The sequence below is a fragment of the Amycolatopsis sp. NPDC004772 genome, assembly GCF_053601215.1.
Window position 1 is genome coordinate 117,594 of the sequence record NZ_JBSGBK010000005.1, and the last position, 15,187, is coordinate 132,780.

Annotated in this window: 17 protein-coding genes; 11 read left to right on the plus strand and 6 right to left on the minus strand. The window is 72.9% G+C overall.

Annotation, left to right across the window (positions count from 1 at the left end; translation table 11 throughout):
• Positions 1-35: 35 nt before the first annotated feature.
• Genes mrf through ACWEF6_RS05200 form a run of 4 tightly spaced genes read left to right on the plus strand, consistent with a single transcriptional unit; the run spans position 36 to position 2,729 of the window.
• Positions 36-1,280, plus strand: a complete 1,245-nt coding sequence (mrf, locus tag ACWEF6_RS05185; protein WP_449681736.1) for a ribosome hibernation factor-recruiting GTPase MRF — start codon at positions 36-38, stop codon at positions 1,278-1,280.
• On the plus strand, positions 1,277-1,531 hold the full coding sequence (locus ACWEF6_RS05190; RefSeq protein ID WP_449681737.1) for a type B 50S ribosomal protein L31: 255 nt from the start codon (positions 1,277-1,279) through the stop codon (positions 1,529-1,531). The genes mrf and ACWEF6_RS05190 overlap by 4 nt, the downstream gene beginning before the upstream one ends.
• Positions 1,531-1,683 (plus strand): 50S ribosomal protein L32, encoded by a 153-nt coding sequence (gene rpmF, locus ACWEF6_RS05195; protein WP_449681738.1) that lies wholly within the window; start codon positions 1,531-1,533, stop codon positions 1,681-1,683. Before ACWEF6_RS05190 ends, rpmF begins: the two co-directional genes overlap by 1 nt.
• Positions 1,680-2,729: a GTP-binding protein gene (locus tag ACWEF6_RS05200; protein WP_449681739.1), complete on the plus strand. Its 1,050-nt coding sequence runs from the start codon at positions 1,680-1,682 to the stop codon at positions 2,727-2,729. Before rpmF ends, ACWEF6_RS05200 begins: the two co-directional genes overlap by 4 nt.
• A 110-nt stretch (positions 2,730-2,839) precedes the next feature.
• Here the strand turns inward: ACWEF6_RS05200 and ACWEF6_RS05205 are convergent, their stop codons facing one another.
• Positions 2,840-2,989, minus strand: a complete 150-nt coding sequence (locus ACWEF6_RS05205) for a hypothetical protein (RefSeq protein WP_449681804.1) — start codon at positions 2,987-2,989, stop codon at positions 2,840-2,842.
• A 131-nt stretch (positions 2,990-3,120) separates the two neighbouring features.
• Between ACWEF6_RS05205 and ACWEF6_RS05210 the strand changes: the two genes are divergently transcribed.
• From ACWEF6_RS05210 to ACWEF6_RS05225, 4 genes are read left to right on the plus strand one after another with little or no spacing between them, the layout of a single operon-like run.
• Positions 3,121-3,555 carry a MarR family winged helix-turn-helix transcriptional regulator gene (locus tag ACWEF6_RS05210; RefSeq protein WP_310973044.1) on the plus strand — a complete coding sequence of 145 codons (435 nt, stop codon included), beginning with the start codon at positions 3,121-3,123 and terminating at the stop codon, positions 3,553-3,555.
• Complete coding sequence (locus ACWEF6_RS05215) at positions 3,552-5,222, plus strand: MFS transporter (protein WP_449681740.1); 1,671 nt, start codon at positions 3,552-3,554, stop codon at positions 5,220-5,222. Before ACWEF6_RS05210 ends, ACWEF6_RS05215 begins: the two co-directional genes overlap by 4 nt.
• Positions 5,219-5,959 (plus strand): dienelactone hydrolase family protein, encoded by a 741-nt coding sequence (locus tag ACWEF6_RS05220; RefSeq protein ID WP_449681741.1) that lies wholly within the window; start codon positions 5,219-5,221, stop codon positions 5,957-5,959. The genes ACWEF6_RS05215 and ACWEF6_RS05220 overlap by 4 nt, the downstream gene beginning before the upstream one ends.
• Before the next feature lie 13 nt (positions 5,960-5,972).
• Positions 5,973-6,245 carry a DUF6295 family protein gene (locus tag ACWEF6_RS05225; protein WP_013226838.1) on the plus strand — a complete coding sequence of 91 codons (273 nt, stop codon included), beginning with the start codon at positions 5,973-5,975 and terminating at the stop codon, positions 6,243-6,245.
• Positions 6,246-6,254: 9 nt separating this feature from the next.
• On the opposite strand, the gene ACWEF6_RS05230 is transcribed toward ACWEF6_RS05225, so the two are convergent.
• The 5 genes from ACWEF6_RS05230 to ACWEF6_RS05250 all read right to left on the minus strand — a co-directional run bounded on the left by ACWEF6_RS05230 (position 6,255) and on the right by ACWEF6_RS05250 (position 11,533).
• On the minus strand, positions 6,255-6,722 hold the full coding sequence (locus ACWEF6_RS05230) for a hypothetical protein (protein WP_449681742.1): 468 nt from the start codon (positions 6,720-6,722) through the stop codon (positions 6,255-6,257).
• A gap of 12 nt (positions 6,723-6,734) precedes the next feature.
• On the minus strand, positions 6,735-8,150 hold the full coding sequence (locus tag ACWEF6_RS05235; RefSeq protein ID WP_449681743.1) for a pyridoxal phosphate-dependent decarboxylase family protein: 1,416 nt from the start codon (positions 8,148-8,150) through the stop codon (positions 6,735-6,737).
• Positions 8,137-9,450 (minus strand): MFS transporter, encoded by a 1,314-nt coding sequence (locus ACWEF6_RS05240; protein ID WP_449681744.1) that lies wholly within the window; start codon positions 9,448-9,450, stop codon positions 8,137-8,139. Before ACWEF6_RS05240 ends, ACWEF6_RS05235 begins: the two co-directional genes overlap by 14 nt.
• 118 nt (positions 9,451-9,568) lie before the next feature.
• Positions 9,569-10,594, minus strand: coding sequence for an LLM class F420-dependent oxidoreductase (locus ACWEF6_RS05245; RefSeq protein WP_449681745.1), 1,026 nt, complete (start codon positions 10,592-10,594; stop codon positions 9,569-9,571).
• A gap of 9 nt (positions 10,595-10,603) precedes the next feature.
• Positions 10,604-11,533 (minus strand): oxygenase MpaB family protein, encoded by a 930-nt coding sequence (locus ACWEF6_RS05250; protein ID WP_449681746.1) that lies wholly within the window; start codon positions 11,531-11,533, stop codon positions 10,604-10,606.
• A gap of 86 nt (positions 11,534-11,619) precedes the next feature.
• On the opposite strand from ACWEF6_RS05250, the gene ACWEF6_RS05255 reads away from it, so the two are divergent.
• From ACWEF6_RS05255 to ACWEF6_RS05265, 3 genes are all read left to right on the plus strand, one after another.
• A complete protein-coding gene (locus ACWEF6_RS05255) occupies positions 11,620-12,210 on the plus strand; it encodes a TetR/AcrR family transcriptional regulator (protein ID WP_449681747.1) in 591 nt (196 codons plus the stop codon).
• A gap of 50 nt (positions 12,211-12,260) precedes the next feature.
• Entirely contained in the window at positions 12,261-13,046 is a 786-nt protein-coding gene (locus tag ACWEF6_RS05260) for an IclR family transcriptional regulator (RefSeq protein ID WP_310973052.1), read from the plus strand.
• Positions 13,047-13,122: 76 nt separating this feature from the next.
• Entirely contained in the window at positions 13,123-15,171 is a 2,049-nt protein-coding gene (locus tag ACWEF6_RS05265) for a glycosyl transferase (protein WP_449681748.1), read from the plus strand.
• Positions 15,172-15,187: the final 16 nt, after the last annotated feature.

A 15,187-nucleotide genomic window follows, 5' to 3' on the forward strand; every position in this document is an offset into this window, starting at 1 on the left:
GCGCACCGTACCCCGCCCGCATTCCTGGAGCACCTGTGACCCACCACCCCCGCGTCCCGCTCGTCCTCGTGAGCGGTCTGGTCGCCGGACCGAACGCCGCGCTCGCCGAGCTGCTGCGCGCGGCCGGGCCCGGCACCGCCGTCGTCCACCACGACCTGCGCGAGATCCACTCCGGCGTCGTCCGCCGCCGGCTGCGGCTGGGCGAGCGCGACGAGCTGACCGTGCTCGAACTGGCCCACGGCTGCGTGTCCTGCACCCTGCGGGAGGACCTGCTCCCGCTGCTGCGGCGGCTGGCCCGGCGCCCGGAGGTGACCCGGATCGTCGTCCGGCTCGACGAAGCGATGGAGCCGGAGCCGGTGAGCTGGGCGATCCGGAACGTCCTGGTCGGCGACCGGCCGGTGAGCGAGGACGTCGACCTGCGGGCCGTCCTGACCGTGGTCGACTGCGCGACCTGGCTGGCCGACGCGACCGGTGACGACGAGCTGGCCGACCGGAACCTGCAGGGCAGCCCCGAGGACGAGCGGACGGTCGCCCAGGTCGCGCTGGCCCAGGTGGAGTTCGCCGACGTCCTGGTGCTGGCCGGCGCGGCCACCGACGCGTGGAGCGCCGCGAAGGCGTCCGCGGTGCTCGACCGGGTGGCGCCGTCGATCCCCCGGGTCGAGCTGGCCCGGATCGACGGCGCGGGCGTGCTCGACGCCGTCCCGGCGAACGCCCGCCGCGGCGAGGTGACCGACATGCACGGCGCGCTGCTGCGCGGCGAACCGCCGTGGCACGACGACTGCGGCATCGCCCTGCTGACCTTCACCGCGCGGCGGCCGTTCCACCCCGCGCGCCTGCACGACGCCCTCGACGTGCTGCTCGACGGCGTCGTGCGCACCCGCGGGCGCGCGTGGGTGGCCAGCCGGCCCGACGTCGCGTTCTGGATCGAGTCGGCCGGCGGCGGGCTGGGCCTCGGCCACGCCGGACCGTGGCTCGCGTCGCCTGACGGTCCGAAGTGGACGGACGTCTCCCCCGAGCGGCGGACGCTGGCGTCCCTGCGCTGGGACCCGGTGCACGGTGACCGCGCTCAGGAACTCGTCGTGGTGACCGACCAGACAACGCCGGACGAGATCGACGCGGCCCTGCGCGGCGCTCTACTGACCGACGAAGAGCTCGCGGCCGGACCGGAAGCCTGGGCGCACTACCCCGACCCGTTCGGCGACTGGCACGAGGAACCGTGCGAGGACACCGAACCCGACCCGGCGCGGCACTCCGCGGCGAACCGAAAGGAAGAACGATGAAGACCGGAATCCACCCCGGCTACCACCCCGTGGTGTTCAAGGACTCGGCCACCGGGGACGCGTTCCTGACCCGCTCCACGATCACCTCCGACAAGACGATCGAATGGTCCGACGGCCGCACCTACCCGCTGGTCGTGGTCGACATCAGCGCGTGGTCGCACCCGTTCTGGACCGGCACCCAGCGGATCATGGACAGCGCCGGCCAGGTCGAGAAGTTCCACCGCCGCTACGGGAAGCGAGGCACCCGCTGATGGCCGTGCCCAAACGGAAGACCTCGCGCAGCAACACGCGGTCCCGGCGGTCGCAGTGGAAGGCCGCCGTGCCGGACCTGGTGCCGATCACGGTCGACGGCAAGGTACAGCTGGTCCCACGCCGGCTGATGAAGCACTTCCACACGCGGTGAGCGTCCCGGTCACCGTCCTGTCCGGCTTCCTCGGCGCGGGCAAGACGACGCTGCTCAACCACATCCTGGGCAACCGGGCCGGCCTGCGGGTCGCGGTGATCGTCAACGACATGAGCGAAGTGAACATCGACGCCGCGCTGGTCCGCTCGCAGGAGCGGCTGGTCGAGCTGACCAACGGGTGCATCTGCTGCACCCTGCGGGAGGACCTCCTGGAGGAGGTCGCGGCGCTGTGCTCCGGCGGCCGCTTCGACCACGTGCTCATCGAGTCGAGCGGCATCTCCGAGCCGATGCCGGTGGCGGCGACGTTCACCTTCCTGGAGGCGGTCGCCCACCTCGACACGATGGTGACGGTGGTGGACGCGGCGAACTTCGCCCGCGAGCTGGCGGCCGGCGACTCCCTGGCGGAGCGCCGGCTCGACCAGTACGCCGGTGACGAGCGGACGGTGAGCGACCTGCTGGTGGACCAGATCGAGTTCGCCGACGTCCTGCTGCTGAACAAGACCGACCTGGCCCCCGACGTCGATCGGCTCGTGGCGGTGCTGCGGCGGCTGAACCCGGCCGCCGACGTCGTCACGGGTGCCTTCGCGCAGGTGCCGCCGGAGCGGGTGTTCGGGACGGGCCGGTACGACGCCGTCCGGGCGCAGGAGGCCCCGGGCTGGGTGGCCGAGCTGAACGGCGACCACGTCCCGGAGACGGAGGAGTACGGGATCTCCAGCGTGGTGTTCCGCGCCGCGCGGCCGTTCGACCCGGCGGCGCTGTGGGACTTCGTGACCCGGCGGCTGGACTCCGGCGAGTTCGGGACGGTGCTGCGGTCGAAGGGGTTCTTCACGCTGGCGTCCCGGCCCGGGGTGACCGGGCTGTGGTCCCAGGCGGGCACGGTGGCACGCTTCGAGCCCCAGGGCGTCGCGGCCGAGCCGCGGCAGGAGCTGGTGTTCATCGGCGTCGACCTCGCCGGCGACGCGCTGCTCGCCGCTCTGGACAGCTGCCTCGGCGACGCGACCGGCCCGGACCCGTTCCCGGAGTGGGACCCGGTCCACGTGCACTGAACCCGGAACTCGCGTGATCAGAGCCGTAACTCGCGTGATCAGAGCCGTAACTCGCGAGTTCCGGCTTCAATCACGCGAGTTCCGGGCTCGATCACGCGAGTTCCGCCTGGCTAGTGCTCGTCGAAGTGGCCGTCGTGGGCGCGGTGCAGGTGGCCGTCGTGCACGTAGTCGACGTGGTCGCCGTGCGGGATCGTCGCGTGGCCGCAGCCTTCGCGGTGGACGTGGTCGTGGCCGGCGTGCTCGACGTGCAGGGTGGTCATCGGCGGTCCTTCCGGGGTGTGTCCATTTCGGACGGTAACACCGGAATCGCGGCGAAACCTCCCGGCTCACCCGATAGCGGCACCGAAGTCCGAGTTGATCAACCCAGGTTTATCAGTCTAGGTTGACGATCGTGACGGACGAGGAGCTCCTCCAGGCGAGCGCCGACCTGCGCGTCGCGCTCGGGCGGCTGGTCCGGCGGCTGCGCCAGAGCTACGTCGCCGGCGAACCGACCCTGCCCGAACGCTCGGTCCTGTCCCGGCTCGACCGCGACGGCCCGGCCACCCCGGGCTGCCTGGCCGACCTCGAACGCGTCAAACCGCAGGCCATGGGCGTCACCCTGGCCGGGCTGGTCGAGCGCGGGCTGGTCGAGCGGCGCAAGGACGACTCCGACGGCCGAAAGGTCCTCATGTCGGTCACCGAAACCGGCGTCAAGCTGCTCACCGACCGGCGGTCGCAGACCACCCGGCGGATGGCGGCCGCGCTCGCCGGGAAGTTCACCGCGGCCGAGCAGCGCGAGCTGATCGCGGCCATCCCGCTGATCGAGCGGCTGGCGGACGAGCTGTGAGCTACAAGTGGGTCGCGCTGTCGAACACCACGCTCGGCGTGCTGATGTCCGCGCTCGACGGCTCGATCGTCATCATCTCGCTGCCGGCCATCTTCCGCGGCATCGGGCTCGACCCGCTCGCCGCGGGCAACATCGGCTACCTGCTCTGGATGATCCTCGGCTACCTGCTGGTGCAGGCCGTGCTGGTGGTGACGCTGGGGCGGCTCGGCGACATGTTCGGCCGGGTCAAGATGTACAACATCGGCTTCGTCGTGTTCAGCGCCGCGTCGGTCGCCCTGTCCTTCGACCCGTTCCACGCCGGTGCCGGGGCGCTCTGGCTGATCGGCTGGCGGGTCGTGCAGGCCGTCGGCGGCTCGATGCTGACGGCGAACTCGGCGGCCATCCTCACCGACGCCTTCCCCGCCGAGCAGCGCGGGATGGCGCTGGGCGTCAACCAGATCACCGCACTCGCCGGGCAGTTCCTCGGCCTGGTCGTCGGCGGGCTCCTGGCCGAGATCGACTGGCGCGCGGTGTTCTGGGTCAGCGTCCCGTTCGGCCTGCTCGGCACGATCTGGTCGATCCGCAGCCTCCGCGAGGTCGGGACGCCGCAGCGGGCGAAGGTCGACTGGGGCGGCAACGTCACCTTCGCGGCCGGGACCGCGCTGGTGCTGGCCGCGATCACCTACGGCATCCAGCCCCACGGCGGCGCGGCCACGGGCTGGGGCAACCCGTGGGTGCTCGGCGGGATCGGCGCCGGCGTGCTGCTGCTCCTGCTGTTCGGCGTCATCGAGACGCGTGTCGCCGCGCCGATGTTCCAGCTCGGCCTGTTCCGGATCCGCGCGTTCGCCGCCGGCAACATCGCCGCGTTGCTGACTTCGGTCGCGCGTGGTGGCATGCAGTTCATGCTCATCATCTGGCTGCAGGGGATCTGGCTGCCGCTGCACGGCTACGACTACGAGCAGACGCCGCTGTGGGCGGGCATCCACATGTTGCCGCTGACCGTCGGGTTCCTGATCGCCGGGCCGGTGTCCGGGTACCTGTCCGACCGCTTCGGCGCCCGGCCGCTGGCCACCGGCGGCCTGCTCCTGGTCGCCGCGGCGTTCCTCGGCCTGCTGGCCCTGCCGGTGGACTTCCCGTACCCGGCGTTCGCGGCGCTGCTCGTGCTGAGCGGCATCGGCCAGGGCATGTTCGCCGCGCCCAACACCTCGGCGATCATGAGCAGCGTCCCGACCGAGCAGCGCGGCGTCGCCTCCGGCATGCGGGCGACGTTCCAGAACTCCGGGACGTCGCTGTCGATCGGCGTGTTCTTCTCGCTGATGATCGCCGGGCTGGCGGCGTCGCTGCCGCAGACGCTGACCGGCGGGCTGCAGGCCCACGGCGTCCCGGCCCCGGTCGCCGACGGCGTCGCCCAGCTGCCGCCGGTGAGCACGCTGTTCGCCGCGTTCCTCGGCAGCAACCCGGTCGGGCACCTGCTCGGCCCGGACGTCCTGGCCGGGCTCGCCCCGGCCGACCGGGCCACCCTCACCGGCGGCTCGTTCTTCCCGCAGCTGGTGTCCGGCCCGTTCCACCACGGCCTGGTGGTCGTGTTCACCGCGGCCGCGGCGATGGCCGTCGTCGCCGCGATCGCTTCCGCCTCCCGCGGCGCGAAGTTCGTCCACACCCCCGAACGAGCGAAGGAGACCCGATGACCGACGAGATCATCGCCGGAACCGTCACCATCACCGGCCACGGCGGCGACGAACTCGAGGCGTACCTGGCCAAACCGACCGACGACACCCCGCGCGGCGGCGTCGTGGTGATCCACCACCTGCCCGGCTACGACGGACCGACGAAGGAGATGGTGCGCCGCTTCGCCGTCGAGGGCTACAACGCGCTCTGCCCGAACCTGTACACGCGAGAGGCGCCGGGCGCGGACCCCGACGACGCGGCGGCCACGGTCCGCGCGGCGGGCGGCGTCCCCGACGACCGCCTGGTCGGCGACGTCTCGGGCGCGGCGGACTACCTGCGCGCGCTGGAGAACGCGAACGGCCGCATCGGCGTCATCGGGCACTGTTCGGGTGGCCGCCACGCGTTCCTGTCGGCCTGCTCCCTCGACCTCGACGCGGCGGTGGACTGCTACGGCGCGTTCGTCGTCAACGACCCGCCGGAGACGCTGAAGCAGATGAAGCCGCTGCTCGGCCTGACGCCGCAGCTGTCCTGCCCGCTGCTGGGCATCTTCGGTGCGGACGACCAGTTCCCGAGTTCCGACGAGGTGGCGGTGCTGGCCGCGGAGCTGGAGAAGCACGGCAAGAAGCACGAGTTCCACACGTACGCGGACGCCGGCCACGCGTTCTTCGCCGTCGACCGCCCGAGCTACCGCCCCGAAGCCGCCAAGGACGGCTGGGAACGGATTCTCGACTTCTACGCCCGCACGCTGACCGCCTGAGAGGAACCCCCAAATGTGCACTTACCTGACGGAGAAGTTCGCGCTCGAAGGCAGCGGCAAGGGCGCCCGCGGCTGGTTCCGGTTGAACGAGGGCACGGTGTACGTCGACCACCCGGTCCACGCCCCGTACGCGCACACGGTGAACATCGACTTCCGCAACCCGGCCTTGGGTGCCTCGGCACGGGTGGCCGTGGAACTGACCGAAGAGGACGCCTTGGCGCTGGCCGACGCCATTCACGCGGCGGTCAAGTCGGCACCCGCCGGGCTGGCTTCGCGGAACCAGTGAGGCCGCGGGTCACCGGAACCGGCGCCCGGCGGCCTGGACGAACGCGTTCAGGATGTCCTCGAGGCGGTCCTCGTGTTCCCTCAGCGCGGCGCGCTCCGCGCTGTGGCGGAGGGCACTGATCGGTTCGAACGCCGAGTCGGCGAGGCGGAGGAGGTCGGGATCCTCGGTGAGCAGCCGGAGCGCGAACCGGGCGTGGTCGGCCGCGGCCCCGCTCCGGTCCGCTTCCGTGTAGGCGGCCCTGGTGTCCGTGCCGTCCGGGTCCCGCTGCCGCAGCAGCCAGAGGGAGATCACCTTCTGCCGGAGCTCGGTCATCGATCCCGCGAACGCCGCGCAGGCCGCGATCCGTTCCTGGCGGAGACGTTCTTCGCGGGCTGTTCTCTCCGCCCGCCGCGCGGTGAGCCGGCCGAACAGGTAGGTGAGACCCGATCCGGCCAGCGTCCCGCCGACCGCGATGAGGCTGGCGAGCACGGCGTTCATGCCGAAAGCCTCCTACGGGGTGTAGAGCGCGCCCAGGAACTCCAGCAGCAGCCGCTCCCGCAACGGCGCCGGTGCCGTGGCGAGGAGCGCGTTGATCGGCGCCATCCGGTCCGGCAGACCCGCACCACCGCCGAGGCCGGCCGCGGCGAGGAGGCCCGCGAACTGCTCCGACGTCAGCGTCGCCGGGTCGAGGGCCGCGACGAACTCGGCCACGGCGGGGTCCACGACCACCGGCCCGGCGGCGCGCGCCGCGGCCACCGATGCCGCCAGGTCGGTCAGGAACTCCTTCTCGCTGCCGCGGTTGGCCGCCGTCACCGTCAGGTGCAGGTTCGGCGGCGACGCCAGGTGAGCGAACTGCGGCTGCACGTACCAGCCGCGCACCTTCATCTCGTCGGCCACCGTGAACAGGTCGAAGCCGTCGTCGCCGGTGAACGCGATCAGGGTCGACACCGGGTTGCCCAGGACCCGCAGGCCCGGTACCTCCGCGATACCCGAGCGGATCCGCGCAGTCGCCTCGCGCGCGGCGGACGCCAGCTCGAGGTAGCCCTCGGCACCGAGGTGGTGCACCACCGCCCACGCCGCCGCCGGCGGGCCGCCCGAGCGGGTGCTCTGGATCGTCGTGTTCAGCATCGTGTACCCCGGCCAGGCCGCGCTCGCGAAGTAGTGCGTGCGCCGCAGCTCCGCCGAAGCGTGCAGCAGCACCGATGTCCCCTTCGGGCAGTACGCGTACTTGTGCAGGTCCACCGAGATGCTCGTGACGCCGGGGACGCGGAAGTCGAACGGCGGGACGTCCGCGCCGAGCCGGGCGAAGTACGGCAGGACCCAGCCGCCGATGCACGCGTCGACGTGCATCCGGACGCCGCGCTCGAGCGCCGCGGCCGCGATCGGGGCGATCGGGTCGAGCACGCCGTGGGCGTACGACGGCGCACTCGCCACGACCAGGACCGTCGAGTCGTCGATCGCCGCGGCCATCGCCGCCGGGTCGGCGCGGAAGGTCACCGGGTCGACCGGGACGTCGACGCGCCGCAGCCCGAACAGGTGGGCCGCCTTGTGGAACGCCGCGTGCGCGGTGGTCGGGAGCACGATCGAGGGCGCGGCCACCGAGGGGTGCGCGTCCCGGGCCGCCAGCACCGCCAGCAGGCACGATTCGGTCCCGCCGGAGGTCACCGAGCCGACCACTCCCGGCACCGAGCCGAGCAACGCGGCCGCCGCGGCGACGAGGTCGTTCTCCATCTTCAGCAGGCTCGGGAACGCCGTCGGGTCCAGGCCGTTGGCCGACGACGCCAGCGCGTGCGCCGCCGCGCCCAGGGAGTCCACTTCGGACAGCCCGCTGTCGTAGACGTAGGCCAGGGTCCGGCCGCCGTGCGTCGGCAGGTCGCCCGCGCGCAGCTCGCGCAACCGCGCGAGGACGTCCTCAGGCCGGCTCATGGCGCGGCTCCAGGACCGAGCGCCGCAGCAGCGGCAGGGCCAGCGCGATCAGCACGCCCGGGATGACCGACGCCCCGACGAGGATCGCCACGATCGCGCTGTGCGGCTGGAACGCCGTGGCGTCCGTGCTGGACACGTACCCGCCGAACGCCAGGATCAGCGCCCAGAGCCCGCCGCCGAAGGCCAGCCCGAGCGTCTCCCCCGCGGTCCACACCCCCGCCGCGATCCCCGCGCGGGTCTCCCCGGTGCGGTCCTCTTCGGCGGTGATCAGGTCCGGCAGGATCGCCAGCGGGAACACCGAGATCCCGGCGTACCCGACGCCGCAGAGGGCCACGAAGACGAACGAGACGACCAGCGGGATCGACTGGGCGAACACCAGCCCCAGCAGCCCGACCGCGAACGCCGCCGTCGCCAGGCGGAAGCCGTTGAGCTTGCCGACCCGCTCGCCCAGCCGCGGCCACAGCGGCATGGTGACCAGCGCCGGGCCGACGAAGATGACGAACAGGATCGTGCCGTAGGCGTCGTCGCCGAGGATGCGCTCGGCGAAGAACGGGATCGCGGCGAGCACCGTGCCGATGCCGAGCGCCTGGATGAAGTACGTGCCGAGCAGCCAGCGGAACGGCCGCCAGCCGGCGAGCGTGCGGACGAGCTCCTTCAGGTTCACCGTGTTCGGCCGCAGCGAGCCAACCGGCGCGTCCTTGAGGCCGAAGTAGACCAGCAGCGTCGCGGCCAGCACGATCAGCCCGATCACCACGGCCATGATCCGGTACCCGGCGACCCCCTCGATCCCGGCGGTGATCGCCGGGGCGCCCCCGCCGCAGACCAGGATCGTCACGGCCAGCACGCCGATCCGGACGCTGGTGAGCTTCGTGCGCTCGGCCGCCGACTCGGTCAGCTCGGCGGGCAGCGCGTTGAACGGCACCTGGAACAGCGCGTACGCCGTGGCGCAGGCGGCGAACGTGATCGCCACGTACAGCGCGTCCGGCAGCGGGTCGCCGAAGCCGGGGTGGGCGAACATCGCCGCGAACAGGATCGCCACGCCGATGCCGCCGATCAGCAGGAAGCGCCGCCGGCTGCCGGTCTTGAGCAGGTCGGCGTCCGACAGCCGGCCCGCGATCGGGTTGAACAGCACGTCCCAGGCCTTGGGCACGAACACGATCGCCGCCGCCCAGCCCGCGGGCACGGCCATCGTGTCGGTCAGGTACTTCACCAGGACCAGGCCCGGGACCGTGCCGAAGGACCCGGTGACGAAGGAGCCGAGCGAATAGCGGAACCTCGTCCGGCCGGACAGCGTCGCCATGGTCCTCCTCGAAGGCTTACCGGGTGCCCGCATGAGTATTCGATCTCGGCGGACACCCGGTAGGGGTCGAGGGGAATCGTGCCATCGTCGTGACCTGGCGCACGGAGCGACCCGCCGGTCAGCCCAGGGCGCGGGCGATCTTCTCCAGCGTCGCGGCGTCCCCGCGCAGCAGCAGCTGGGTGACCACGGTGTCCTCCCAGGCCTTCAGCTCGTCGCGGATCTTCTCCGGCGGACCGATCAGCGAGGTGTCCTCGACCAGCGAGGTCGGGATGGCGGCGGCCGCCTCCGCCTTCTTGCCGGCCAGGAAGAGCTCCTGGACCTCGTCGGCGACGTCGCCGTAGCCGAGCCGCGCGTAGACGTCGTGGTGGAAGTTGACGCTCTTGGCGCCCATCCCGCCGATGTACAACGCCAGCGAGGGCTTGATCCAGCCCGCCGCCTCCTCGACGTCGTCGTGCACGATCACCGGCAGCGAGCAGGGCACCTCGAACGTGGCGAAGGTGTGCCGCGCGCCCGGCCGCGAGAAGCCTTCTTCGAGCGCGGCCTTGTAGAAGTCGTTGCTCTTGGGCGAGAAGAACAGCGGCAGCCAGCCGTCGGCGATCTCCGCCGCCAGCGCCACGTTCTTGGGGCCTTCGGCGGCCAGGTGGATCGGGATGTCCTTGCGCAGCGGGTGCACGGTCGGCTTCAGCGGCTTGCCGAGCCCGGTGCCGCCCTGATAGGGCAGCTGGAAGTGCTCGCCGTCGAGGGTCACCGGTGCCTCGCGGGCGATCACCTGCCGGACGATGTCGACGTACTCGCGCGTCCTCGCCAGGGGTTTCGGGTACGGCTGGCCGTACCAGCCCTCGACGACCTGCGGGCCGGACGCGCCGAGCCCGAGCACCATCCGGCCGCCGGAGAGGTGGTCGAGGGTCAGCGCGCTCATCGCCGTCGCCGTCGGCGTCCGCGCGGCCATCTGGACGATGTTCGTGCCCAGCCGGATGCGGCTGGTGGAAGCGCCGTACCAGGCCAGCGGCGTGAAGGCGTCCGAGCCGTACGCCTCCGCCGTCCACACCGAGTCGAAGCCGAGCGCCTCGGCCTTGAGGACGGCTTCCAGCGCACCCGGCGTCGGGCCGCTCTGCCAGTACCCGACGTGGAATCCCAGCTTCACGAATGCCTCCTAGGTGTTTCGACGGACGTTCGGCGCGTAGTGCTCGGGCTTGCCCCGCTCGGACAGCGGCGGCAGGTTCCTGGGTGGAGTTTCGACCAAGGGCGCGTCCGGAGCCACCTGTCCGCGCTCGCGGCGCCACCCGGCGCGGGCTCGCGGGTGGTAGCGGCGGTCGTGCGGGACGAGCTTGAAGACGGCGTTGACGAGCCGGCCGAACCGCCGGTGCCGCCGGGCGTCGCGCTCGGTCCAGCGGAAGCCGAGCAGGTCGCGGATCTCGCGGTCGTAGAGGCCGATCGTGAGCCAGACGAAGCTGCGGGCGATCACCCGCTGGGCCGGCCGCCACAGCGCGTCCGGCAGCCACGGCAGGAACGGCGGTTTGCCGAGCCCGCGGATGTCGAGGACGTCCCGGGTGGCCTTGTTGTACTCGAGGACCTCGGTGCACATGTGCTTCCAGTAGCGCTGGAAGTCCTCCCAGCTCTCCGGCACCGGCCGCATGGTCAGGTCGTACATCCGCCACCAGCGGACGTGCTCGTCGAACAGCTGCCGCTTCTCGGTTTCGCCGATGCCGCCCATGAAGTGGTCGGCGATGAGGATGGTGCTGACGAAGAAGGTCGCGTGCGCCCAGTAGTAGGTGCCGGGGTCGAGCGCGTGGTAGCGGCGGCCCTGCGCGTCGACGCCCTTGATGCGGTCGTGGTAGCCGCGGACTTCGAGGGCGGTCGCGTGGGCACGCGGGCCGTCGTAGACCACGCCGCCGATCGGGTAGAGCGAGCGGAACAGCCGCTGCCAGCGCTCTTCGAAGAACCGCGAGTGCTGCTCGACGCCGGCACCGAGGCCGGGGTGCATGTTCTGCATGGAGCCGGCCCACAGGCCGATGAGCAGGCCGCGCCAGTCGCCGAAGTACTTCCAGGTCAGCGAGTCGGGGCCCAGTGGCTCGGGGGTCATCGGCACACTCCTCGTCGCGTCGAAACTGACTACGGCTGTTGTCAGGCTAGGATCTGACAACAGTTGTAGTCAACCGAGGAGCTGTGATGCCGGGCCGGACCTGGGCGGGCACGACGCTGGACGACCGGAAGGCGCTCCGGCGCGAGCAGCTGGTGGCCGCGGGCCTGGAGCTGCTGGGCACCGAAGGCTCGACCGGCACGAGCGTCCGAGCGGTGTGCCGGCACGCGAAGTTGACCGAGCGCTACTTCTACGAAAGCTTCGCCGACCGCGAAGAGCTCGTCGCGGCCGTGTACGAGCACGTCGGCGAAGAGGCGCGGCAGGCGCTCGTCGACGCGGTGCGGGACGCGCCCACGCCGGTGTCGCGCGCGGAGCACGCCGTGCGCGCGTTCGTCGAGCTGATCGTCGACGACCCCCGCAAGGGCCGGGTCCTGCTGCTCGCACCGCTGACCGACCCCGCGCTGACCCGCCGCGGCCTGCACCTGCTGCCGGTATTCGCCGCCCTCGTCGGCGAGCAGCTGTCCCACGGCGACGAGACCGAACGCCGGATGGTCGCCGTCGGGCTGGTCGGCGCGCTGAGCAACGTGTTCATCGCCTACCTCGACGGCTCGCTGAAGGTTTCGCGCGAGCGGCTCGTCGCCCACTGCGTGAAACTCGTCCTCGGCGCCGACGGTCACTGACCCACCTCCTGCTGCTGACACTCGCGTGGCCGATCGGGCACACTCAACCCATGCGTACCGCTGGGCGGAACGACGGCGTGAGCGGCGACGGCCTGGTCGCGGCCCGGCTCGCCGCGCTCCTGGAAGCCTTCCGGCCGGGTGACGAGACGCTCGGCGTCTCCGAGCTGGCCCGCCGGACCGGGCTGGCGAAGACGACCGTGCACCGGCTCGTCGGGCACCTGACCGAGACCGGGCTGCTCGAACGCGACGCCGGCGCGGTGCGGCTCGGGCTGCGCCTGTTCGAGATCGGCCAGCTCGCCTCGCCGCGGCGCGGGCTGGTCGAGGCCGCCCGGCCGTACCTGGCCGACCTGCGCGAAGCCACCCGAAACACGGTGCACCTGGCGATCCTCGAAGGCACCGAAGTGGTGTACCTCGACGTGCTCCGCGGCCCGGACGCGCCGACGCTGCCCTCGCGCATCGGCGGCCGGTTCCCCGCGCACGCCACCGGCGTCGGCAAGGCGATCCTGGCGTTTTCCCCGGAAGCGGTGGTGAACCAGGTGATCGAGGCCGGGCTGCCGCGGATGAGCGCGCGGACGATCACCGCACCCGGCCTGCTCCGCCGTCAGCTCACCCGCGTCCGCGAGGACGGGATCGCCTTGGAGCGCGAGGAATCCGGCGTCGGCGTGGTGTGCGCGGCCAGTCCGCTGCTGGACGCCGGCGGGGTCGCGGTGGCGGCGGTGTCGATCTCCGGCTGGGCCAACCGGATGCGGACCGAACGGGTCGCCCCGGCCGTCCGGACGGTCGCGCTCGCGCTGACCCGGACGCTCTCCGGCTCCACTGCGGACAGTCGAAGATAACTTTGCCGGGCAACGGTTTTCCGGCGACCGACCGGTCCGTGGTCCCGGGTTCGCGGCACCCGCTACGATCCGTGCAATGGTCCAGCACCGCCCGGTCCCCGCCGCGCACCGGTTGCTGTCGCTCGACATCGTGCTCGCGCTGCTGGCGCTGGCCGGCGGGCTGCGCGTCCTCTACCTCGCCGCGCCCGAGCCGGCCCTGCCCACGGAGGCGGCGACGGTCGCCCACGCCTACGCGCTCGGCAACCTGACGTCGTTCGCGGACGCGGGTGGCGCGGGGGTGAGTCCCTTCGGCTGGCTGCAGCTGGCGGCGGCCACGATGGTCTCGGACGCCTTCGGCCGCTCGGCCACGGCGCTGGCCGCGGTCCGCGAGACGGTGCTGGTCGCGGCGCTGGCCATCGCGGTGCTGACGTGGCTGCTGGCCCGCCGCCTCGGCTTGACCCGCTGGGCCGCGGCGGCGGCGGTCCTGCTGCCGGCGGCCTCCCCGCTGGCGCTGGGGTTGCAGCGGCTGGTCGTGGTGGAGCACCTGGCGGTCGTGTGGGCACTGGGGGCGCTGGTCCTGATCACCCGCCGCCGCGCCCGCATCCGCCACGACATCGCGGCGGCGGTGTGCCTGCTGGCGGCGGTGCTGACGTCCCCGCTGGCCCTGTTCTTCCTGCCGGCGGCGGGCTGGCTCCTGGTGCGGCGCGCACCGGTGCGGGCGGCACTGGTGGTGGTGCTGCTGAACTTGGGGCTGGGCATCGCGTTCGGCCCGGCGGCCTCGGCGCTGCGCCCCCACCTGGCGGCGGCGACCCGCCCCTCGGTGGCCGACTGGGCGGCGTTGGACCCGGTGTGGGCGGCCCTGTCGCTGGCCGGCCTGGCGGCGGCGCTGGCGGTCCGCTCGGTGCGCCCGCTGGCGGCAACGGGGTCGATGCTGGCGGCGACGCTGCTCGTGCCGGGGGTGCCGGACACGGCGGTGCTGGCGTTGCTGGTGCCGGTGACCCCGGTGCTGCTGGCGGGAGTGGCCCAGGCAGCAACCCGCCGCCGTTCTCCGGCCCGCCACGGCCGGGCCGCCACCCGAAACCATGCCACAACAACGCTGGGAGGCCTCGCCCACGCGCTCATCCGGGCCCGCCACGGCAGCGCAGGCCGACCGCCGGAGACCGCACCGGCCACCCCGACGCCGCACCGCGAGGCCGCGGACTGGCCCGGCCAAACCGACACCCCACCGGCAACCCCCGCACCGCACCTCAAGGCCGCCGACTGGCCCGGCCAAGCCGACACCCCACCAGCCACTCACGCCCACCCGAGCCGGCCCGAAACCTCCCCCGCTGCCGTCCCCCGGCACGGCCGTGCCACCCGGCGGCGGGCCGTTCCCGTCCTCGCCGGCGCCGTCCTCGTCATCGCGCTCGGCGTCAGCTGGGGCCTCGGCTATCCTGCCCTCCGGCCCAGCGTCGACCGGGGCAGTCCCCTCTCCTCCGCCCGGGAGTGGTTGCACGCCAACGCTTCCGGCTCCCGGCTCCTCGTCGACGACGCCGCCTGGGCCGAACTCGCCGACACCGGCTGGCCGACCGGGCTGCTCGCCCCGCCCGCCTCCTGCTCCGTCGCCTGCCCGCCCGCCGAGTGGGCCGTCTTCGGCAGCGATGCCCCCTCCCTCCGGCACCACTTCCCCGCCCTGGACGGCGCCCTCGTCGGCGCCGGCCCCACCGCCGTCTTCGGCGACGGTGGCACGCGGGTCACCGTCTGGCGGCTGGGCCTGCCGCCGCCCGATCCCGCCGCTCCGCCGGAAACGTCCGCCCGGGCCCACGCCGGCGAAGCGCTGGCCGCGTCCGCCCGGGTCACCTCCTCCCCCGGGGCCGCCGCCGTGTTGCGGGACGGCTGTGCCGATCCGCGGCTCATCGCGACGATCGCCGCGCTCGCCGCCATCCAGCCCGTCGACATCGCGGCCTTCCCCGAGATCCCCGGTGAGGACGCTGCCGGGCAGCCGCGCCGCCGGGTCCTCCTCCAGAACCGCGAAGACGAAACCGCCGCCTTCTACGCCGGCCAGCGCGACCTCTTCCGGCCCGCCTCGGTCGTCCGCACCGCCGGCGGCGTGCTCGTCACCTACCCGCTGTTCGCACCGCCCGGGCTCCTCCCCCAGACCCGGTAGGTTCCGGGCATGGGGC